Origin of the sequence: Glaciimonas sp. CA11.2 (assembly GCF_034314045.1) — a bacterium.
Lineage (GTDB): Bacteria > Pseudomonadota > Gammaproteobacteria > Burkholderiales > Burkholderiaceae_D > Glaciimonas.
This window is the reverse complement of the sequence record NZ_JAVIWL010000001.1, coordinates 2,257,647-2,279,485: the sequence shown is the minus strand read 5'-3', so window position 1 is coordinate 2,279,485 and position 21,839 is coordinate 2,257,647. Positions and strand designations below refer to the sequence as shown.

The window sequence follows — 21,839 nt, the reverse complement described above, 5'->3', positions numbered from 1 at the left end:
TAGCGTTGCCTATTAGATGGGTGATCAGTACCGAATAACAATTGGCGCTTCAAAAAGACGCGATGTTGCTCTATACTCATCGCGTCTCTGAGAAAAAGGGGACCGGGTTTAGTCGCCTGAATTACCTACAGCGCACATACGGCGTAATGCCGTTTCGTGCTTCTACCTTTGTTGCGCCGTCACTGGTCGGCAATGGTGGGGAACCTTCGGGTTGCCGGTCGCTGTGGGTATCGGTCTTTGTCCCTGCTATATACCTTCCGGAAGGGCGCGGTTAAACCGCCACTTACGGAAGTCACAAATGCAAAGAATCATCACGCACCGACAATCTGATTTACAAATCTTCGATAAATTACTTAACCAAGCCGACGCTGTCGCAAACTTGCTCACCAAGTGCGAGGTGCAATCATGACCGAGCCATCCAGGACTCCACCGTCAGCTTCCGCAACAGAGTCATTCCATACATCGTTTTCATGGCTTTTACCTCAGCTTAAAGGCGACGAGCATGCGCAATTTTATGCCCTGACAGTGGATATCTGCCAAGGTGTAAAAACATGCATTGATCTGGCGCATTTGAGTAATACGGATAGAGATGATGGAACGATGCCAACGCTCAACAATCTCGATACCGAGACCTTGCTGCGCCTCGCATTATCGTCATCCCAACTTCTCGCAGAAATGGCGGCACGTCGTATCGACAGAATGAATGACCGCATCAGCACTAACGCTGTATAACGCATTACTAATCGATAAGGTCATTTAACCGTGGTTGCGGTGCGTTTGCGCTGCAATGCAGCGTTAACCATGTTGCGCAACGGTCTGCACAACATGGTTAAATTTATTGCTTCAACACAAACTCGGCCAATGCGCGCAGCTCTTCCGGCTTTAGTTGTGCAAAGGCGGGCATCGGAATCGCGCCCCATTTACCAGCGCCGCCGTTGCGAATACTGGTTTCAAGTTTGCTTACCGCTTCAGGATCAGCGTGATACTTGAGTGCGACATCGTGATAGGACGGACCGACGATTTTTTGGTCGATGGCATGACAACTCAGGCAACTATTAGCCGCAAGGAGTGCTTTGGCATCGATACTTTTTCCGACCGGCAAAGCTGGCGTCGTAGCGCTGGGATTCAGCGCTGTTTCAGGCGCGTTAACCGCAGCAGTCTTCAGCTCTGCGGGTAAAGCGCTTTCTTTGGCGGTGCCATAAGTCACAGCCAGATAGGCACCTATTTTTTTGACATCGTCATCGGTGACCGGTGCGCCATACAGATGCTGCATCTTACCGACCTCAGCGGTCCATTGCGTTAACGTCATCCCCGGCGGTTGATATTTGACATAATCGGCTGAATGGCAAATGGCACATTTTTGCATCGCGATCATATAACCGGGCAAAGCTGAGAAGGTTAATTTTGCTGTTTCGGGCGGCAGTGTATTGATGTTAGGTGCGGCCTGTGCCAGCAGCGCAACGCTGACTAATGAGAGGCCAGCACATGCAATTACAAGACGTTTCATGAGCATTCTCCTTAAGCGATGGTGACGTTGGTCGATTCGATGACATTGCGTCGATATCCGCCGGGATTCCAGCTGGCAATGGCTGGCTGTACCTCGCCCTGCTTGTTACTGGCTCGCACCTGCAACACGGCATTACCGCGTTGACTGAAACGTACCGGCAAACTCCACTCGCGGAAGGAATAGCGTCCCAGATCACGACCGAGTTTGGCGGGCTGCCAACTCTGTCCGCCATCGATAGAGACATCGACCGTTCTCAGGCCAGCACCGCTGTCGAAAGCAATGCCCTTAAGTTCCACCATGCGACCGGATGCCAATACACCGCCATTGGCGACGTTGGTGATAAAACTGCGTATTGGCAAGGTCGAGATTGGTCTGGTTTTATCAGGCGCTGTGCCTGGCGCCACGCACATGCAGTCGTTATCCGGCACACGATAAGCGGTAGTCATGAACAGGGCATCGTGACCGTCAAAAGTGTGATCAATGACTTCGATCTCGGACAGATGCTTGATCCAGTAAGTACCAAAATAACCGGGTACTATCAGTTTCAAAGGATAGCCGTTCAAATAGGGAAGATCTTCTCCGTTCATGCTCCAGGCAAGCAGCACGTCTGGACTTAACGCGTGCTCGACGTCCAGCGCTTTTCTGAAATCTGAGGTGCTGGGCAATACCGGCTGATCGAGGCCGTTAAAGGTGACTTGTTTGGCTCCCGCGCCAACACCGGCTTTTTCAAGTACAGTCTTGAGTGGCACGCCCACCCACCGCGCATTGCCCATGGCACCATTCGCCAACTGTGCGCCAAACACACGCGGCGATGAAAAGCCGCGACTGTTCCCTGAACACTGATTAACGGCCACTATTTCGACCGGTTCAGCCAATGATTTCAGCTCAGCCAGAGAGAGACTCAAGGGTTTGCTGACCAGTCCCGTCACCGTCAGTCGATAAGTTTTCAGATCAACCGAAGTGGGAATATTTGCCAGATGATAGCGCACAAAAAACGCATCGTTAGGCGTAATAGGACCGTGATTAAATACCTCGAATGGCGTCTCTAAATGTGGTGGGCGGGTCGTAACCCGAATCAGCGGACGCTTTTGCGGATAGGCGATCAATTCCCGCGGACCATCAGCAAAGGTTACGCCGTCGTCTTTGGCCTGGATGGTTGCGGCGAGACTTGCGAGCGGGTTGGCCGCCAGACCTGCTGCGAGCAAACTCGCTCCGCGCATGAAGCGACGCCGCGAAGTTGGAGATAACGTGGATAGGTCAGGCAGCGGGGATATTTCGGGTTCGCCAGATAAGGCAAGGTTTTTCAGCTTGGCGTTCATGGATAAAATCTCCTTGATTTGGTGATGGTTATTTCGGTCTTACGCAATAGGGTTTTAGTCATGCAGACAGTACGTTAGAAGGTGTAATGCCGCTGGAACGATTTTGCGCGTGTAGTGATAGTTTTATGGCTCGCTAAAACATATAACCTGACTGAATCGCCTGCCTTCTGGTCTGGCACAAGCTGGCGACGGATTGACTCAACACACTCTGCAGAAGAACTCACTTAGGACAAACATTGCAGCAAAAATGCTGTCATTTTGATGCAGTATTATCGGGTCCATTCCTGACAAAATTTGTGAAAATGCAGCAACCGAGGCGATAGGATTTTATATCTACTACGTACTAGATAAAACTGTCTGTTCAGTTCTGGCAGCACTGTTTTGACCTCGACCAATCGTCCCATCTCAATAATATCTTTGACCACGCAACGTGACAGGCAAGCCAGCCCCAAGCCTTCCGCCGCAGCATATTTGATCGCTTCGGAATTACTGAACTCGCATACCGTTCGTACTGAATGCAGATGGGGTAGCAGCGCATATTCAACTGCTTCACGCGTGCCAGACCCTGCCTCACGCATCAACCAACCTGCGCCCCGCAGTGATTTTAACGATACTTTTCCGGCTGACTTACTCACGACAAGAGCATGCGTCGGTGCGGCGACGATAATTAACTCATCCCGTATCCACGGTTCTACTTCCAGATCTGAACGGTGGCTGGGACCTTCAATAAGTCCGATATCCACCTCAAAATTGCTGACCGCTGTTGTGATATCTGCCGTATTGGCAATCGTGATCCGTGGATAGCTGTCCGCATCGCGATGAATCGAACTAGCAAGCATGGTCGGCAATAAGTAGCTGCCAATCGTCGAACTTGCACCAATGCGCATGCCGCCACCGGTAGACGCCATAGAGGTCATAAATTGTTGTTCTATCGTCATAGCCGCATCCAGTATTTGTCGCGCCTGCGACAACATCAACCGTCCGTTATCATTGAGTAACAGACGTTTTCCAACCCGGTCAAATAATTGAATCCCTAACAGCATCTCCAGTTCATTTAAGGACGCGCTGGTCGCGGACTGCGACAAGGCAACCGCATTTGAGGCCGCTGTGGTACTTCCCTCTTGCGCCACGGCAAGAAATATTTGCAATTGTCTAAGGGTCAGTCGCATGGGCCTGATGCATTTCCTCAAAAATTTTTAATGAGCCAGAAAACCACTCTGATCCATTGCGATTATTTGCTGGATCGCTAGTTGTACTACTTTTGGCGCATGACACTTTTTGTAAAGCGTTGATCTTTAAGGTGATTGTCATTCTGATCGCTCAAAACTATAACGTCGAATGCAATACCTGTAAAACAATTATTATTTGTATTACCTACCTATTATTTAGGTATATTCTTTTAAAGCACATGCGCCTTATTTGATCTTTGGCCTCGATTAGAGGGGTTATTGCTTCGCTAAAGAGATGTATCCAACGATATTCCGAGCTCTTTATGGCATGGAGAAAATTAAGAAAACCCCATAACATTGCCGTTTAAAATCACCTTATCCCCCCTATCCGTGCTGTAATAAAACTACCATTGCATTTTGCTGCGTATCAATTTTTACGCTTTGCCCCTTTCTTATTATTGCGAGGCTAACGCAATGTTAAAATTCGAAAAAGCACAGAATGATAAAACCGATTGGTCCAGGCAATATCTGCCAAACGAATAAAGCCACACTAACCTCTCAAAGCGACCACACGGATGAATGAGTTTTTACAGAATAACGCGTTCGGTGGTGTCTTATTTGCACCCGCAGGAAGTCTGATTCCCGCCCTATTTGCCGCTATTTTTGGATTGCTGATTGGCAGTTTTTTAAACGTCGTCATACATCGCTTGCCCAAAATGATGCAACGCGAATCCGACAACTACGTTGCGCAGGAAAGTGGCAAGGAATTGCCGCACACTGATCGCTACAATCTGACCTTACCCCGCTCCGCTTGCCCCCAATGTCATCACCAACTCGGTGCCCTGGAGAACATTCCGGTAATAAGTTATCTCGTATTAGGCGGCAAATGCGCGTCCTGCAAGACACCTATTTCGAAACGCTATCCTATCGTCGAATTGGTGACCGGATTACTTTCAGGCTTCCTGATCTGGCGGTTTGGAAGTGGCTGGACGGGATTGGCAACGTTGCTGTTCGTCTATTTTTTGCTGGCCATGACATTCATCGATGCCGATACGCAATTGCTTCCAGACGATCTGACCTTGAGCTTATTATGGGGTGGTCTGCTCATTAATATTGGTGGAACCTTTGTACCGTTAATCGACGCGGTTATCGGCGCCGCGGCTGGTTATATTGCATTATGGTCAATATATTGGTTGTTCAAGCTGACAACCGGTAAAGAAGGCATGGGTTATGGCGACTTTAAGCTATTGGCCGCTTTAGGCGCATGGCTGGGTTGGAAGATGCTACCGGTTATTATTCTTTTTTCGTCGCTGGTGGGCGCATTTGTAGGAATTTTGCTGATCATTTTCAGCCGTCGGGGGCGCGACAAACCTATTCCGTTTGGACCTTATCTGGCGGGAGCAGGACTACTTGCATTGCTCTACGGCCACCCGATTTTAGAAGCCTATTTCGGTTTTGTCGTATAACCTCAACATGGCCCAACCCTTGATATCGGATTCAAATCCACTAGACGCCATATTACCTGTGCCGTTTTTAATCGGCTTAACGGGCGGTATCGGGAGCGGAAAAACCACCGTTGCTAATCTGTTTGCCGAGCGCGGCGTTGCAGTCATCGATACTGATATGATCGCCCATCAGCTGACTGCCGCCAATGGCGCTGGCATCGCAGCGATCCACGCCGCATTTGGTCGCGATTTCATTGCGCCGAACGGCGCCATGGATCGCAAAAAAATGCGCGAACTTGTATTTTCAGATGCCACTGCCAAACAGCGCCTCGAAGCAATCCTGCATCCTTTAATTCGTGCCGGAACTGCGCTGGAGATTCAGGCGGCGCGCGGGCTTTACGTGATGTTGGGAATTCCGTTATTAGTGGAGTCCGGTAGCTGGAAACAACGCGTAACGCGCGTATTAGTCGTTGATTGTGACGAGCAGACGCAAATCGAAAGAGTGATGCAACGCAATACGATGACCGCATCACAAGTGCAAGCGATCATGGCCGTACAAGCAACACGGACGCAGCGCTTGCAAGTGGCAAATGATGTTATTTTTAACAACTCTAATGTTGCGGCATTGGTGCCTCAAGTGGATAAATTGCATGCTTTCTACCTGTCTTTAGTACCGCCGGTCTAAAGAAAAATGGCGGAGAGTTTGTAATTTCGCTTCGCATCGGTCAGAATCACTACTTGTCGTGCCCACACATAAAGGGATGTCATTTTGATCGTTTACGAATATCCTTTCAACGAGCGCATACGTACGTTGTTGCGACTGGAAGACTTGCACGAAAAATTCGTTTTTTTTGTCAGTCAGGAAAGTCCCTTACAACATCACGTCGCGCTATCCACCATCTTCGAGATGCTGGAAGTTGCCGGGCGCGCCGATCTGAAAATGGACCTGCTGCAAGAACTTGAGCGCCAGCGACAAACATTATTAGGCTTCCGTTCAAATCCAAACGTACTCCCCGAAATGCTGGACGCGGTGCTGGACGAACTGGATCAAACCAGCGAGGCATTGAAGGGAATGCAGGGCAAAACTGGTCAGCATATCCGTGAAAACGAATGGTTAATGAGTATTCGCGGTCGCACCATTATTCCAGGCGGCGCATGTGAATTCGATTTGCCGTCATACTACGCATGGCAACAGCATTCCGCGGAAAAACGCTACGCAGACATCCTAAGTTGGTTTGCGCCGCTTGCCCCACTATTTGATGCAATTGGCATCGTTTTGCGCTTGCTTCGCGAGACCGGCCACCCAATCAAAATCAGCGCCGATAACGGTAGCTATCAGCAAATGCTGCAAGGCAAGTCTTATCAGATGTTGCGTATAACGCTCGATGAGGAACTCGGTGCAATCCCTGAAATATCTGCCAATAAATACATGCTTTGGATACGCTATACGTCTCAGGGCGGCGACCTCAAACCTAAAGCTTTCGAAGGTGAAGTCCCGTTCGAACTGACTCTTTGCAATTTTTGATTTAAGATTTCTGAATATATGGCTATTGTCGATTGTCCTACCTGCGGCGCCAAAGTTGAATGGACCGAAGCCAACAAATTTCGCCCTTTTTGTTCTGAGCGATGCAAGCAAATTGATCTTGGCGCATGGGCCGAAGAGAAATACACAATTCCGGCGGTCAACCCGCCAGATGATATTGATGACGACAATAAGCTGGCGCAATAGCGTTCACCGCAAGGAGCAAACGCCAAAGCAGCTTCTCTAGCGCTAGTTTGTGCGTTGCTTGTAAGCTATCATTGACCTCATGGGCGCTAGCCAATTGTCAATCTTTCATCCAAACTACTCGCTGTCGTCGTTGCTACTGTTCGTAGTTGATCCAACCATGCAATTAACGGAATGGTCGCCTCAAGCAACGGCTCTACCGCAACGCTGCCTTGCCAGGCAAACGCCTGATCTTCGAGACTTTGGGGTTCGCCACGCCAATCCCTGCTCACGTAAAAATGCAATCGCACGTTTGCATGGGGATATTGATGCTGCACGCCACACCATGGTTCGGCCGAGATGATCTCGACGCCTAATTCTTCCATGAACTCCCGTTGCAGCGCTGCAAAGATCGTTTCTCCGCTTTCAACTTTCCCGCCCGGAAACTCCCAATAGCCGGCGTAAGGTTTTCCCTCTGGCCGCTGGCCCAACAAAACATCTCCATTGGGCCGCATCAAAATACCCACTGCGACGTTAATGGGTGCACTGTTCGCTGTCATTATTTTGATACCATTGTTTGATGACCACCGTTAGTGTTTAGTAGTTAGTACTCAGTTATTAGCCAACATTCATGACGTCATCCGACCGGAATGATCCTTGGCAAATTGCCACGCTATCCGGCCCGAACGCGACCCACGCTGCAAGGCCCAGCGCAGCGCATCGCCTTGCGCATCTGCAATTTGCGCGGCGTTACAGCCGAAATGGCCAAGCCAGTGCGCCACAATATCCAGATAATCATCCTGCTTAAACGGATAAAACGTCACCCACAAACCAAACCGCTCAGAAAGTGAAATTTTTTCTTCAACGGTCTCACCTGGATGTAAATCGCCATCCTCGGTCGTTTTGTAAGAGGTGTTGTCTGACATTTTCTCAGGCAACAGATGACGACGATTGGACGTGGCGTAAATCAATACGTTGTCCGATTGCGTCGCAATGCTGCCATCGAGCGCGACCTTCAGCGCCTTATAGCCGCTCTCGCCTTCTTCAAACGATAAATCATCGCAAAAAATGATGAAGCGCTCGGCACGACCAGCAACCAAATCGACAATGTCCGGCAGATCCGAAAGGTGATCCTTGTCGACTTCGATCAAACGTAAGCCCTGATCAGCGTAATGATTCAGACACGCCTTGATGAGCGACGATTTGCCGGTACCACGAGCACCGGTAAGCAGTACATTATTAGCCGGTTTGCCATCAACGAATTGACGGGTGTTCTGGTCAATCTGCGTCTTTTGCGGGGTGATATTGTGCAGGTCCGATAAGCCGATATTCGATATATGACGCACCGCCTGCAAATAGCCACCGCCTTGACTACCGTTGCGTTGACGCCAGCGAAAGGCGATTGCCGACTGCCAGTCAGGTTCGGCATTGGCGCTGGGTAAAATTGCCTCAAGACGTGCCAGCATAGATTCAGCACGGAGTAGGAATTGGTCTAATTGCGTCATATAAAGTCAATCCAGTTATTCAAACGGCGATGGAAATTGAGTCCGATGGATCGCCATCAGTCAATCAAGAGCGGTAATCGGCATTAATGGTGACATATTCGTGCGAAAGGTCGCAGGTCCAGATGGTCGCTGTGGCGTCACCGCGCCCAAGATTCACGCGCACAGTGATTTCGCTTTGCTTCATTACCCGTTGACCGTCTTCCTCCAGATAATCAGGATTGCGTCCACCATTTTGGGCGACCCAGACATCATCGAGATAAAGATTTATTTTTTCGACATTAAGGTCATCAACGCCAGCGTAGCCGATCGCTGCCAGAATCCGGCCGAGGTTAGGATCGGAAGCAAAAAAAGCAGTTTTAACCAGCGGTGAATGCCCTATTGAATAGGCAATCTTCCTGCATTCCTCAACATTCAAACCATCTTCTACCGTAACGGTAATGAATTTAGTCGCTCCTTCGCCATCGCGAATAATGGCTTGCGCCAAACGCTGCGACAACTCAGTCACGGCCGCTGCCAGCGCGCTATATTCAGGCGAATCAAAGCTGTTGACCTCCAACTCGCCCAAGCCCGTTGCAATCAGCATGAAGGAGTCGTTGGTCGACGTATCGCCATCAATGGTGATGCAATTAAAAGATTGGTCAGCCGCTTGCTTGACTAGGCGATCCAATACTGGTTGCGCGACTTTGGCATCCATTGCCAGAAAACCAAGCATGGTGGCCATGTTTGGCTTGATCATGCCAGCGCCCTTGCTAATACCAGTCATTGTGACCTTCTTTCCAGCGACGATCACAGTTTGCGATGCCGCTTTAGGCTGCGTATCGGTGGTCATGATGGTTTCTGCGGCATTGAACCAATTATCAGCGCACAGATTGTTAAGCGCGCCTGGCAACCCAGCTTCGATCCGATCCACCGGTAAAGGCTCCAAAATGACGCCAGTTGAAAATGGCAAAACTTGGGCTGGATTGCATCCAATCAGTTCCGCTAATGCGACACAGGTTCTATTGGCCGCTGCCAGACCCATTTCGCCAGTGCCAGCGTTCGCATTGCCTGTGTTAATGACTAACGCACAAATCGGCTCACCTGACACGCGTGCAGCCTCAAGATGGGCTTTACTGACCTGAACCGGCGCGGCACAAAATCGATTCAGCGTAAAAACACCAGCGACGGTCGCCGTTGGGGCCAGTTTCATGACCAGTAAATCCTTACGATTAGCTTTGCGCACACCGGCTTCTGTATAACCGAGTTCAATACCGGCTACGGGCTTCAGATCAGAAGCAACGGGAATGGGGGAATTGACGGCCATGAGAATCCTTTGCGGGGAAAATAAAAAGAAAAGTAGCTAAAATCTGTTCCGCATCTTGCGCCATAGCCATTAGCCTTCATGCCGCTGAAATAATGCCGCTAACTATGCATAACAGATAAAAAATGTGCGTACTGCGATCAATCAAGGCAGCTATTTTAAATCGGATAAGCAGGAATCGGTGCAATCGATGGCACTGGCAGGGCGGAAAAAAAGGCAGAGCTGGTTTCCCGGCTCTGCCTTCACTTTTTTTTGCAGCTAGGAGCAGCTTAAAATCAACTTAAAAGCGACTTAAGGGCAGCATCTAAGCAACTTCGCAACGAGTTGGACACCACTTGCAGTTTGAAAGGTGGCGCATACGCTCTGCTTAAAGACAACGCAGGTGATAACGGCCTTTACCAATCAATTACGAAAATCACGTTAAGCCAATTGACCGTGACATTGCTTGTATTTCTTGCCGCTTCCGCACGGACATGGATCATTACGTCCCACTTTTGGTACAGCGTCAACAAGGGCTTGTAATCTTGCCTCGTCCGGATGTGCAGTCGGGGCCAACAGCTCTTCGGCGCCTGCATTCGGATTAAATTCAGCATGCTGGAAATGGACGTTTTCCAAATGTGAGTGCGACAACTCCTCTTCCGCCGCATCAATTTCTGCGCGGTTTTCGATGCGCACCGTCATCACCACACGCACAACTTCATTTTTGATGAGATCAAGCATTTGGCCAAACAATTCAAATGCCTCGCGCTTGTATTCCTGTTTCGGATTTTTCTGCGCATAACCACGCAAATGAATACCTTGACGCAAATGATCCAGCGCGGCCAAATGTTCACGCCAATGACTGTCAACGCTTTGCAGCATGACACTACGTTCGAAACCAGCAAATGACTCTTTTCCAACGACTTCCGTTTTCGCCGCATATTCAGCATCTGCCGCATTTAACACGCGGTCCAACAACTCATCATCGGTCAGATTAGGCTCTAACTCCAACACCTTGGCGAGCGGAATTTCTAGATGCAACTCGTTGGTCAACGCCGCTTCGAGCGACGGGATGTCCCATTGCTCATCGAGCGATTCCGCTGGCACGTAGGTACGGAAAGTATCGTTTAGGACGCCGTGACGTAGCGAACCAACCATCTCCGACACGTCTCGGGATTCCAGCAACTCATTACGCTGCTGATAAATCACTTTGCGCTGATCGTTGGCAACGTCATCATACTCAAGCAATTGCTTACGAATATCGAAGTTACGCGCTTCTACCTTGCGCTGAGCGGACTCAATTGAACGCGAGACGATACCCGCTTCAATTGGTTCGCCTTCTGGCATCTTCAGGCGATCCATGATGGAGCGCACCCGATCACCAGCAAAAATCCGCAACAATGCGTCGTCCAATGATAAATAAAAGCGTGACGATCCAGGATCGCCCTGACGCGCTGCCCGACCACGTAACTGATTATCTACCCGGCGCGACTCATGACGCTCAGTACCAATGATATGCAAACCACCGGCGTTCGTCACATGATCATGCAGTGACTGCCATTCGTTCACCAGCTTGGCTGATTGCAATTGTTTTTCGGTGTCGCCGAGCTCAGTGTTTGCCTCAATAAACTGCACCTGTTTCTCTACATTGCCACCCAATACGATATCGGTACCACGACCCGCCATATTGGTGGCGATCGTAATTGCCTTCGGACTACCCGCTTGCGCAATAATTTCCGCCTCGCGTGCATGTTGCTTGGCATTCAAAACGTTATGCGGCAATTTGGCTTTATCCAGAATACCTGACAGCAACTCTGAATTTTCGATGGAAGTAGTACCCACCAGCACTGGTTGTCCGCGCTCATAGCAATCCTGAATATCGATCAGCATTGCGTTGTATTTTTCAGTTGAAGTCTTATAAACCTGATCCTGGCGATCTTTACGCTGATTCGGACGATTTTGTGGGATAACCACGGTTTCCAAACCGTAGATTTCCTGGAATTCGTAGGCTTCTGTATCGGCAGTACCGGTCATGCCAGCCAGTTTCCCGTACATACGGAAATAATTCTGGAACGTGATCGACGCTAAGGTCTGGTTCTCGTTCTGAATCTGAACGCCTTCTTTGGCCTCAACCGCCTGATGCAAACCATCTGACCAGCGACGTCCCTGCATCATGCGGCCGGTAAACTCGTCGACGATAACGACTTCGTTGTTTTGAATAACGTAATGCTGATCCTTGTGGTACAGGGAATGCGCGCGTAAAGCGGCATACAAATGATGTATCAGACTGATATTAGCCGCGTCATACAGCGACGCGCCTTCTGCCAACAGACCCATATTGGTCAAAATTTGCTCGGCTTTTTCATGCCCGGCTTCGGTCAGCAAGACCTGATGCGCTTTTTCATCCTTGGTATAGTCGCCCGGAATCTCAACTTTACCTTTGCCATCAGGCGTTTCTTCACCAACTTGTAGTGTCAGTAGCGGCGGCAAGGAGTTAATTTTTTGATACAAATCGGTGTGATTTTCAGCTTGACCAGAAATAATCAGTGGCGTCCGCGCTTCGTCGATCAAAATCGAGTCGACTTCATCAACAATCGCAAAATTCAGCACCCGCTGCACACGATCACCGGCTTCAAACACCATGTTATCGCGCAGATAATCGAAACCGAATTCGTTATTCGTTCCGTAAGTAATATCAGCTAAATAAGCAATTTGCTTGTCGTCATGCTCTACCGCGGACAAATTCACACCGGTAGTCAATCCAAGCCAACTATATAAGCGCCCCATCCACTCAGCGTCGCGCTGTGCGAGGTAATCATTCACTGTGACCACGTGAACGCCCTTGCCTGACAAGGCGTTCAGGTACGCTGGCAACGTTGCCATTAACGTTTTACCTTCGCCGGTGCCCATTTCGGCAATTTTGCCGTAATGCAGCACCATGCCACCAATTAGTTGGACATCGAAATGGCGCATTTTGAGAACCCGCTTGCCAGCCTCACGACACACTGCAAACGCTTCCGGCAACATATCATCCAGCTTTTCACCATCGGTGATGCGCTGTTTGAACTCGGCCGTTTTAGCTTTCAACTGCGCGTCCGACAATTTTTCCATTGTCGACTCGAGGCCATTAATTTGGCCTACAGTTTTTTGGTATTGCTTGAGCAGTCGCTGGTTGCGGCTACCGAAAATCTGGGTCAGTAATGACATGCTTGGATTCTAAAAAAAGTATCGGAGTTATTGCGCGTTTTCACACAAACTGCTCCGTTTATATCAGCCATTAACGTAAAGGCGAAGCGCGAGCCTTAAACAATTAAGGAAGGCGAAGCGAACAAAATACATAACAAGCCCAAAATCACTAAAACCAGGCCGTAAGACTATAACTTAGGATGTATGCAAAATGGTCTCAGCTAGCCCTAATAAAGATGGCATTAGGGATGTAACGCTGGTAGGCATGACTCCGCTGAGGCGGTTTTACTTAAGTCCTATAACCGCATAAGTACAAGATTTTATCATGTGACCTCCGTCACGTTGGGGTTATGCGCGAGGAAACAATCCCCCTTATCCAATTTGTATCAGACTTTTGTATATTGACATTTAATAAAGTATCAAAAAATTAACTACCTCCCGATCAATACCGCCATTTTTGCCTGATCGGTACCAGCCGCAAGAAACTTGCGCGGATCCTGAGCGCCGCCTTTGATTCTGACTTCAAAATGGAGGTGCGGTCCAGTAGAACGTCCGGTACTGCCAATATCCGCAACATGTTGTCCGCGTTGCACGATATCACCCACTTTTACCAATAATTTGGAGGCATGTGCGTAACGAGTAACGATATCGTTGCCGTGATCAATCTCGAGCATATTGCCGTAGGCCGGATGATATTCTGCGGCAATAACTACTCCGGCTGCGGCTGCAACAATCGGCGTGCCGGTCATTGCCGGAAAATCCAACCCTTCATGGAACGCACTGCGGCCGGTAAAAGGATCCACTCGCCATCCAAAACTGGATGAGTTGTAATTTACTGCAACCGGTTGGTTGGTCGGCAACAGCTTTGCTTTGATTTTGTCACTCATTAATGTGGATTCAAGCACATCCATATAGTCGGCCCGATGACCAATATCACGCGCCATCGAATCCAGCGCTAATTGGAACTCAGTAATGCCGAACGCCCGTGACTTCCGTTCATTCATGCTGGACGGCTCTGCGCCGCCAGTTCCCGGTGTCCCTTTGAAATTAAACTCTTCCGGCTTCACACCCGCCAAACCCTGAACGCGCTCGCCCAATGCATCAAGGCGGAGCAACTGCGCCTGCATCTGACCTAATTTAATGGCCATTGCGGCGAGATTTTCTTTCAAAAATTTATCATTGTCAGGAACACTCCCAGTGTTGCTGAAGGAGACTGGCGTCTTCATAAAAGGTATAGATACGCTACCAGCATAACGAAATGTCAGAAAATACAGCAACACCGTCGTCAATAATACCGCTATCAGAAATAACACGATCAACATTGCAATATGACGACCACCTAATGTGATCGATTTAGCACGAGAGAAACGGGGATGCAGAAGAATTACTTGCATCGCGGCCGCTCGCCAATAGCGGTTAGATCGCCCTTCGCGTAATAGGTGTGATATCGTTTCGTGATCATGCGCAAACTCTCATTTTCCTCTTCATTTATGCAAGCGGCCGGTTCGAAGTCGTCCAAATGGATCTCCCGAGAGGCCACTGACTTCCTGCGCGACAACGACAAAATGGCAGCGCTGCTGCCAACCCTTACTCGTATGGCGGCTTTACAAAAACAGTGTGCCGCTGGCTTACCAAGCATGTTTGAAGCGTGCGAGGTATTGCATTTTGAATCAGGCCAACTAGTTCTCTCGGCCCCAAACGCGGCATTAGCAACGAAGTTAAAACAACAACTACCAAAACTTCAGAATTATTTACTTGCGGAGAACTGGCAGGTTAATGGAATTCGGATCAAAGTACAAGTAAGCCAAAGCCTACAAAAATTAACGCCAATTAAACAATTTAGCCTCACGCCGACTGCAGTTTCCGCATTCGCGCATCTGGCTGGAGCATTAGAAGAGTCGCCGCGCAACGAAGCATTGAAAGCGGCTCTTGCCGCAATGGTCAAAAGATACACAGACGAACAGAGTAGATAAAGCGCGCAGACCGAATATATTCATGGTTACGCTGAATGACTGCGGCATGCCATTAGACACGATAAAAGAAATTGCCAATTAAACAATCTATCTCGTAGGAATTGGATGGTGGGATGGTGGGATGGTGGGAATTAATGATGCAGCAAAAAAAGTCCATCGTTAGCGCTCAAAGTGAAAATTTAATCACCTGATCCACGCTAACGAGACAATGCTGCTTAGTTCAACGCCCATTCCTGCTCAACCTGACGCTGATACGTATCAGGTGCAGATGCAAGGTTTTCAAAGCTGACAATTTCGTACGCATCGGGTTGTGCCAACAGTGCGCGCAATAATTGATTATTCATCGCATGACCGGACTTGTGAGCGGTGTAACTGGCAAGTAACGGATGGCCGATAAGATACAAATCACCAATAGCATCCAATATCTTGTGCCGCACAAATTCATTTTCGTAGCGCAGGCCGTCACTGTTCAAAATACGATACTCGTCCATCACGATCGCATTTTCTAATGAACCACCACGCGCCAAGCCCATTCCTCGGAGAGTTTCAACATCCTGCATGAACCCAAAAGTGCGCGCACGGGCAATTTCTTTCACATAGGACTCAAAACTGAAATCAACTTCGGCGGTTTGTCCTGTCCCATCGACAGCAGGATGATGAAATTCAATAAAGAATTTCAGCTTGAAACCGTCACAAGGTTCGAGCCGCGCCCATTTTTCCTTGTCGCCCTCGCCCTCCCTGACTTCCACCGTTTTTTTGACTCGAATAAACTTTTTCGCCGCGCCTTGTTCTTCCAAACCGGCCTGCTGCAGCAGAAACACAAAAGACGAGGCAGAACCATCCATGATGGGAATTTCTTCCGCGGTCAGATCCACGTATAAATTATCAACGCCGAGACCTGCGCATGCCGAAAGCAGATGCTCGACCGTCGATACGCGTTGACCATCTTTGGACAGCACTGACGCCATTCGCGTGTCGCCCACCGCAGTGGCGGTTGCAGGAAAGTCAATGACTGGATCGAGATCGATACGACGGAAAACAATACCGGTGTTTATCGCTGCCGGGCGCAAGGTCAACTCAACCTTGGTTCCGGAATGCAATCCGATACCGACGGTTTTGACAATTTTTTTGATGGTGCGTTGTTTCAACATGTCATCATTATAGATGTTGCCGCCAACAGCGACTGTAACGAAGTGTGGTCATTGTGGGATAAAAAACACGGATTAGGGCCATCTTCGACGCAAAATGCGCTAATTATAGGAGCCCCAATAAAAAACGGCGCAATCGCGCCGTTTAATTACCAATAACTCGTTCAGCAAATGGGTCGCAACCGACTCAATATTATATTTGCGACAACAGTACTTCCGCCGTCGATACTTCAAATGTCTTCGGCGCTTCAACGTTCAATTGTTTAACTACACCATCATCAATAAACGCAGAAAAACGCTGTGAGCGTATTCCCATGCCTGCTTTGCTAAAATCTGCGTCCAGACCCAACGCCTTTACGAAAGATGCATTTCCATCAGCTAGCAAACGCACGGCACCGGTCGCTTTTTGATCGCGGCCCCAAGCGCCCATAACAAACGCATCATTGACTGAAATGGCCCAAATTTCGTCTACGCCCTTCGCTTTGAATTCCGCGGCGTGTTTAACATAACCGGGCAGATGCTTTGCCGAACAGGTCGGCGTAAATGCACCGGGCACAGCAAACAAGGCAATTTTCTTGCCCTTTACTAAATCACTGACGTTAAAAGTATTTGGTCCTAACGAACAACCTTCCGTTTCTGTTTCAATGAATTCTGCTAATTGGCCTTCAGGCAAGGTATCGCCGATTTTGATTGTCATGATGATTGTCCTTATATCTGGGTGGTTTTATTGGTACTACAAAATGGATAAGAATTGCTCGCCACTTTATGGCGCAGCCAAATAATCTATTAACACTTTATCCGCTGAATTCTTACACTCAACGAACTACCGTCTGTTTTTTTATTCTTAAATTTTTAATCTTAATATTTAAATAAAAAGATTAAAAAAAACGCCGCGCCAAAAAGGTCGCGACGTTCTAAAGTATGCCTTGTTCCCCACATTTCTGCAGAGGTTGAAGCGATTTACAGTCAACGTTTCCTGGCGGACAAACCGCTACCAACCGTTGACTGGTCTTGCTTCAAATAACAATAGCCATTTTCGGTTAGTCCGCTTGCTTAGTCGGCTTGCTTAGTCCGCTTGTTTGCGCAAGAAAGCCGGAATGTCATATGTTTCCATGCCATTCTTTTCCAGAGCGCGTACTGTGTCCGACGCAGATTCACGACGCCATACTGCTGGCGCTTTCATCCCGTCAAACGACGAACTACCGTGGCCGACAGAATGTGAATTGGCGTGACCGTGTTGCATCATCGGCTCGTTGTGCGTTCCCGTGCGCAACATTTGTGGCTGCACCAGTTGAACCGATTTGCGCGCACGGCCAAGACCGGTTGCGACCACGGTAACGCGGATATCGTCGCCCATGGTTTCGTCGTAAGCGATCCCTTGTGCAATCGATGCGTCCGGTGCAGCAAACGCACGAACGGTAGCCATTACTTCTTTGATTTCTTTACCTTTGAGACTGCGGCTTGCGGTGACGTTGACCAGCACGCCACGTGCACCCGACAGATCGATACCGTCCAGCAATGGCGATGCAACTGCCTGCTCTGCCGCCAGACGTGCGCGGTCAACGCCGTGCGCAGTTGCCGTCCCCATCATCGCCTTGCCTTGTTCACCCATGATCGTCTTGACGTCATTGAAATCGACGTTGATATGACCCGGCACATTGATGATTTCTGCAATCCCGGCGACGGCATTGTTGAGTACGTCATCGGCGTGTTCCAGCCATTCGACCATGCTGTCGTCTTCGTAAATCTCTTCCAGTTTTTCATTGAGAATGATGATCAGCGAATCAACGTGTTGTGATAACGCTTCCAAGCCTTCGTCAGCGAGGTCCATGCATTTTTGACCTTCGTACGAAAATGGCTTGGACACCACCGCCACTGTCAGCGCGCCAAGTTCCTTGGCGATCTGTGCGACGACTGGCGCGGCACCGGTGCCAGTACCGCCGCCCATACCGGCCGCAATAAATACCATGTGCGCACCACGCAGCGCATCTTCAATCCGCGCGCGTGACTCTTCCGCTAATTGGCGGCCTACTTCAGGCTTCATCCCCGCACCCAAACCGGTCTCACCGATCTGGATAACGTTGTGCGCTTTGGAGTGCTTCAGCGCCTGGGCATCGGTGTTGGCAGCGATAAACTCGACTCCCGAGACACCTTTGTTGATCATGTGCTGAACCGCATTGCCACCAGCGCCACCGACGCCAACGACTTTAATCACGGTACCCAGCGTTGCATTGTCAAGTATATCGATTTCCATGATGTTTCCTTATAAAGTTGCAGCATCCAGTCAATAGGCATCACGCGGTGTGAGGCCTAGCAACTGACAACTGCGCGTTACACAAATAACATTAACCACGCCAATTTTAAATAATGTATTGCCACATCTGCTGCTTCTACTTTGCTTCTTTGTACTGCCTCGACCTTTTACTGCAACTTCAGAAGTTGTGTCTGACCCCATCTACACCACATTCCAACACTTAAAAATTCCCTAAAAACCATTCCTTCATACGTTGCCAGACTGCCTTCGCAGAGCCTTCCTGACGCGTCACAATATAGCCACGCAGATACTGCTTTTTCGCCTCCAACAGCAAACCCAGCACCGTCGCGTAACGCGGACTGCGCACCACGTCAGCCAATTGGCCGTTGTAGTGTGGCGTGCCTAAACGTGCTGGCTTCAAAAAGATATCTTCTGCCAGCTCGATCATGCCGGGCATCAGTGCCGATCCACCGGTCAACACAATGCCGCTAGAGAGCACCTCTTCATACCCCGACTCACGCACAACTTGATGCACTAGTGCGAATAATTCTTCGACGCGTGGTTCAATCACGGCAGCCAACGCCTGACGTGACAGCGTGCGCGAATTGCGATCACCCAGACCTGGTACTTCCAACGTTTCGCCCGGATCAGCCAGAATCTGTTTTGCGACGCCGTAACGCAACTTGATTTCTTCCGCTTCCGCAGTCGGCGTCCGTAACGCCATCGCGATATCGTTGGTGATCTGATCACCGGCAATCGGGATCACGGCCGTATGCCGAATCGCGCCTTCCGTGAATACCGCTACATCGGTTGTACCGCCACCAATATCAACCAGCACGACGCCAAGTTCTTTTTCATCAGTAGTGAGCACCGCATCGGCCGAAGCCATTGGCTGCAAAATCAGGTCCGATACTTCCAAACCACAGCGGCGAATACATTTGACAATGTTTTGTACCGCCGACACTGCGCCGGTAACGATATGCACCTTGACCTCAAGTCGGATACCGCTCATCCCGATTGGTTCACGCACATCGTCCTGGCTATCGACGATAAATTCTTGCGGCACCGTATGCAGCAATTGCTGATCGGTCGGAATGTTGACAGCCTTCGCTGTTTCGATCACACGCGAGACATCTGCTGCCGTTACTTCCTTGTCCTTGATCGCCACCATGCCACTGGAATTAAAGCTGCGTATATGGCTACCGGCAATACCGGTATACACATTGCGGATTTTGCAATCCGCCATCAATTCAGCCTCTTCCAGCGCACGCTGGATCGACTCTACTGTGGCCTCAATATTAACCACTACCCCTTTTTTCAAGCCTCTGGATTCATGCTGACCGAGCCCGATCACTTCGTGTCGTCCATCAGGCAGAACCTCAGCTACTACCGCCACCACTTTGGAAGTGCCGATATCAAGGCCAACGATCAAGTTTTTTGCGTCTTTAGTCATAATATTCCGCTTATTATTTTTTATTTCCCAATCCAGCACCAAGGCCACTCGCCTTTAACGCCAGACCATTCGGATAACGCATATCCACACTTTCAATCCGGTCCTGCAAACGCGACAACAACTGCGGATAAATCTCAACCAACCGGCCAACACGATCCTGCAAGGTTGCCTTGTTTTGTTCCCGCCCAAGCGCCACGGTCATACCGTTATCCAATTTAACGCTCCATGCATAACGCGGAGAAAGCTCCACATCTGTAGGTGTTAATTTGAGCGGCGCAAACCATTTCTTGAAATCCATGAATCGTGCAAGAACGTCTTTCTCACTACCGATTGGACCACCAAATTTCAACAGATCGCCGTCCTCTTCTGCCTCATCCAGATTGGCAATAAACAAATCACCTTTAACCGATAACAACCGTCCATCGTCGTCCCACGTGCCTAATGGCTGGTGTTCCTCAATCGTGACGACCAATTGGTTCGGCCATTCGCGTTGCACCGAGGCCTTGCGTACCCATGGAACCGACTCAAACGCTACGCGTACCGCATCCAGATTCGCTGTAAAAAAATTACCTTTAATTCGCGGCAAAGCACTGGCACGAATCGTCAATGGATTAACCCGACGTATCTCGCCTTGCCCCGCTCCCTCAACCCGGATAACCTTTAACGTAAACATAGGCCGTTGGGCCAGCCACCATACACCGGAGGCTAACAAGACGAGCAAAACCAGCCCAATCAGGGCATTGGAAGTTACGTTCAATATTTTGATGTCTTGCCACATAATTGCTATCTTTATCGCTCGTATTTGCTACGTATTAAATTCGTTAAAATGTGTCCTGACCGAAATATCAACCTTTTCAGATTGGCGTCTCGTTGCTCTCGTGCCGCAATTCCAGTGATGCTGACGCCAGTATTTCCACACATAATTCTTCGTAACTTGATCCATCCTGCTTGGCTGACATCGGCACCAGCGAGTGGCTTGTCATCCCCGGCGATGTATTGATTTCTAAAATGAACGGGGCGTTGTCGCTATCCCGTAACATAAAATCAACCCTTGCCCACCCCTTGCAACCAAGTGCATTGAAAGCCTGTACCGCTAATGACTGTATGCGCTGCGTCAATACGTCGTCTAACGGCGCCGGACATAAATAGGTAGTGTCATTGGTAAAATATTTGTGCTGATAATCATAGTTACCATCCGGTGCACGGATTTCTACGATGGGTAACGCGCGCGCGGTCCGACCTGCGCCCAACACTGGCACAGTCAACTCGCGTCCGCTGATAAATTCTTCTGCGAGGACCACTTCATCGTATTTTGCACACAAGGCGAAACCAGCATCAATGTCTGCGTAACCGGTTACCTTGCTGATGCCAATTGTCGAACCTTCATGCGGGGCTTTGAGCATCAATGGCAAGCCAAGCGCATCCGGCAATTGACGCAGCTCGTCGCTCGATACACTCGCGGAATCCAGGACAAGAAAACGTGGTGTTGGCAAATCGAGACTCTGCCAGACGCGCTTGCTCATTACCTTATCCATCGCAATCGCAGATGCCATCACGCCCGGACCGGTGTAAGGAATACCGAGTTGTTCCAGCGCTCCTTGAAGCGTGCCGTCTTCGCCAAAGCGGCCGTGCAACGCAATGAAGACGCGATCAAATTTTTCAGCGGCCAATTCCGCCAGACTACGTTCAGCCGGATCGAACAGGTGCGCATCAACGCCCTGGTTTTTGAGTGCCAGCACAACGCCGTTGCCGGACATTTTAGATACTTCGCGCTCAGCCGATCGCCCGCCGAACAGGACGCCGACTTTTCCGAATTGCTTGGTCATAGATTTTGTACTCATCACTTGCTCACTATCGCTGTATTACTCAGTATGTTTTTGACCGTATTGCTAATGT

General features: G+C 49.5%; 21 protein-coding genes. 7 read left to right on the top strand and 14 right to left on the bottom strand.

Going from position 1 to position 21,839, the window contains the following annotated elements; all coding sequences use genetic code 11:
• Window positions 1-62: 62 nt before the first annotated feature.
• Window positions 63-275, top strand: a complete 213-nt coding sequence (locus RGU75_RS09755; RefSeq protein WP_322235386.1) for a hypothetical protein — start codon at window positions 63-65, stop codon at window positions 273-275.
• 130 nt (window positions 276-405) lie between these two features.
• Window positions 406-732 (top strand): hypothetical protein, encoded by a 327-nt coding sequence (locus RGU75_RS09750; RefSeq protein WP_322235384.1) that lies wholly within the window; start codon window positions 406-408, stop codon window positions 730-732.
• A 103-nt stretch (window positions 733-835) separates the two neighbouring features.
• On the opposite strand, the gene RGU75_RS09745 is transcribed toward RGU75_RS09750, so the two are convergent.
• From RGU75_RS09745 to RGU75_RS09735, 3 genes are all read right to left on the bottom strand, one after another.
• Window positions 836-1,507, bottom strand: coding sequence for a c-type cytochrome (locus RGU75_RS09745; protein ID WP_322235381.1), 672 nt, complete (start codon window positions 1,505-1,507; stop codon window positions 836-838).
• 11 nt (window positions 1,508-1,518) lie between these two features.
• Window positions 1,519-2,727 (bottom strand): molybdopterin-dependent oxidoreductase, encoded by a 1,209-nt coding sequence (locus RGU75_RS09740; protein WP_322240395.1) that lies wholly within the window; start codon window positions 2,725-2,727, stop codon window positions 1,519-1,521.
• Between the two features lie 368 nt (window positions 2,728-3,095).
• On the bottom strand, window positions 3,096-3,995 hold the full coding sequence (locus RGU75_RS09735) for a LysR family transcriptional regulator (RefSeq protein WP_322235379.1): 900 nt from the start codon (window positions 3,993-3,995) through the stop codon (window positions 3,096-3,098).
• 575 nt (window positions 3,996-4,570) lie between these two features.
• Here RGU75_RS09735 and RGU75_RS09730 point away from each other — a divergent pair.
• The 4 genes from RGU75_RS09730 to yacG all read left to right on the top strand — a co-directional run bounded on the left by RGU75_RS09730 (window position 4,571) and on the right by yacG (window position 7,169).
• Window positions 4,571-5,461 (top strand): A24 family peptidase, encoded by an 891-nt coding sequence (locus RGU75_RS09730; RefSeq protein WP_322235376.1) that lies wholly within the window; start codon window positions 4,571-4,573, stop codon window positions 5,459-5,461.
• A gap of 7 nt (window positions 5,462-5,468) precedes the next feature.
• Window positions 5,469-6,125, top strand: a complete 657-nt coding sequence (coaE, locus tag RGU75_RS09725) for a dephospho-CoA kinase (protein WP_322235375.1) — start codon at window positions 5,469-5,471, stop codon at window positions 6,123-6,125.
• Window positions 6,126-6,209: 84 nt separating this feature from the next.
• Complete coding sequence (zapD, locus tag RGU75_RS09720; protein WP_322235373.1) at window positions 6,210-6,965, top strand: cell division protein ZapD; 756 nt, start codon at window positions 6,210-6,212, stop codon at window positions 6,963-6,965.
• Between the two features lie 18 nt (window positions 6,966-6,983).
• The gene (gene yacG / locus RGU75_RS09715) at window positions 6,984-7,169 is read left to right on the top strand and encodes a DNA gyrase inhibitor YacG (protein WP_322235371.1); all 186 of its coding nucleotides are present in this window, start codon (window positions 6,984-6,986) and stop codon (window positions 7,167-7,169) included.
• An 86-nt stretch (window positions 7,170-7,255) separates the two neighbouring features.
• On the opposite strand, the gene RGU75_RS09710 is transcribed toward yacG, so the two are convergent.
• The 5 genes from RGU75_RS09710 to RGU75_RS09690 all read right to left on the bottom strand — a co-directional run bounded on the left by RGU75_RS09710 (window position 7,256) and on the right by RGU75_RS09690 (window position 14,509).
• On the bottom strand, window positions 7,256-7,705 hold the full coding sequence (locus RGU75_RS09710) for an NUDIX domain-containing protein (RefSeq protein WP_322235368.1): 450 nt from the start codon (window positions 7,703-7,705) through the stop codon (window positions 7,256-7,258).
• Between the two features lie 69 nt (window positions 7,706-7,774).
• On the bottom strand, window positions 7,775-8,650 hold the full coding sequence (locus RGU75_RS09705; RefSeq protein ID WP_322235366.1) for an ATP-binding protein: 876 nt from the start codon (window positions 8,648-8,650) through the stop codon (window positions 7,775-7,777).
• Window positions 8,651-8,714: 64 nt separating this feature from the next.
• Window positions 8,715-9,953, bottom strand: coding sequence for a bifunctional glutamate N-acetyltransferase/amino-acid acetyltransferase ArgJ (gene argJ, locus RGU75_RS09700; protein ID WP_322235364.1), 1,239 nt, complete (start codon window positions 9,951-9,953; stop codon window positions 8,715-8,717).
• Window positions 9,954-10,370: 417 nt separating this feature from the next.
• A complete protein-coding gene (secA, locus tag RGU75_RS09695) occupies window positions 10,371-13,136 on the bottom strand; it encodes a preprotein translocase subunit SecA (protein ID WP_322235362.1) in 2,766 nt (921 codons plus the stop codon).
• 410 nt (window positions 13,137-13,546) lie between these two features.
• Entirely contained in the window at window positions 13,547-14,509 is a 963-nt protein-coding gene (locus tag RGU75_RS09690; protein ID WP_322235359.1) for a M23 family metallopeptidase, read from the bottom strand.
• A 66-nt stretch (window positions 14,510-14,575) separates the two neighbouring features.
• Between RGU75_RS09690 and RGU75_RS09685 the strand changes: the two genes are divergently transcribed.
• Complete coding sequence (locus tag RGU75_RS09685; RefSeq protein ID WP_322240393.1) at window positions 14,576-15,088, top strand: hypothetical protein; 513 nt, start codon at window positions 14,576-14,578, stop codon at window positions 15,086-15,088.
• Between the two features lie 215 nt (window positions 15,089-15,303).
• Here the strand turns inward: RGU75_RS09685 and lpxC are convergent, their stop codons facing one another.
• The 6 genes from lpxC to RGU75_RS09655 all read right to left on the bottom strand — a co-directional run bounded on the left by lpxC (window position 15,304) and on the right by RGU75_RS09655 (window position 21,784).
• Window positions 15,304-16,239, bottom strand: coding sequence for a UDP-3-O-acyl-N-acetylglucosamine deacetylase (lpxC, locus tag RGU75_RS09680; protein ID WP_322235357.1), 936 nt, complete (start codon window positions 16,237-16,239; stop codon window positions 15,304-15,306).
• 190 nt (window positions 16,240-16,429) lie between these two features.
• Window positions 16,430-16,933 (bottom strand): peroxiredoxin, encoded by a 504-nt coding sequence (locus tag RGU75_RS09675; RefSeq protein WP_322235353.1) that lies wholly within the window; start codon window positions 16,931-16,933, stop codon window positions 16,430-16,432.
• A gap of 369 nt (window positions 16,934-17,302) precedes the next feature.
• On the bottom strand, window positions 17,303-18,490 hold the full coding sequence (gene ftsZ / locus RGU75_RS09670; protein ID WP_322235350.1) for a cell division protein FtsZ: 1,188 nt from the start codon (window positions 18,488-18,490) through the stop codon (window positions 17,303-17,305).
• Between the two features lie 220 nt (window positions 18,491-18,710).
• Window positions 18,711-19,943, bottom strand: coding sequence for a cell division protein FtsA (gene ftsA, locus RGU75_RS09665; RefSeq protein WP_322235348.1), 1,233 nt, complete (start codon window positions 19,941-19,943; stop codon window positions 18,711-18,713).
• A 13-nt stretch (window positions 19,944-19,956) separates the two neighbouring features.
• Complete coding sequence (locus tag RGU75_RS09660) at window positions 19,957-20,721, bottom strand: cell division protein FtsQ/DivIB (RefSeq protein ID WP_322235346.1); 765 nt, start codon at window positions 20,719-20,721, stop codon at window positions 19,957-19,959.
• A gap of 76 nt (window positions 20,722-20,797) precedes the next feature.
• The gene (locus RGU75_RS09655; protein WP_322235345.1) at window positions 20,798-21,784 is read right to left on the bottom strand and encodes a D-alanine--D-alanine ligase; all 987 of its coding nucleotides are present in this window, start codon (window positions 21,782-21,784) and stop codon (window positions 20,798-20,800) included.
• Between the last annotated feature and the right edge of the window lie 55 nt (window positions 21,785-21,839).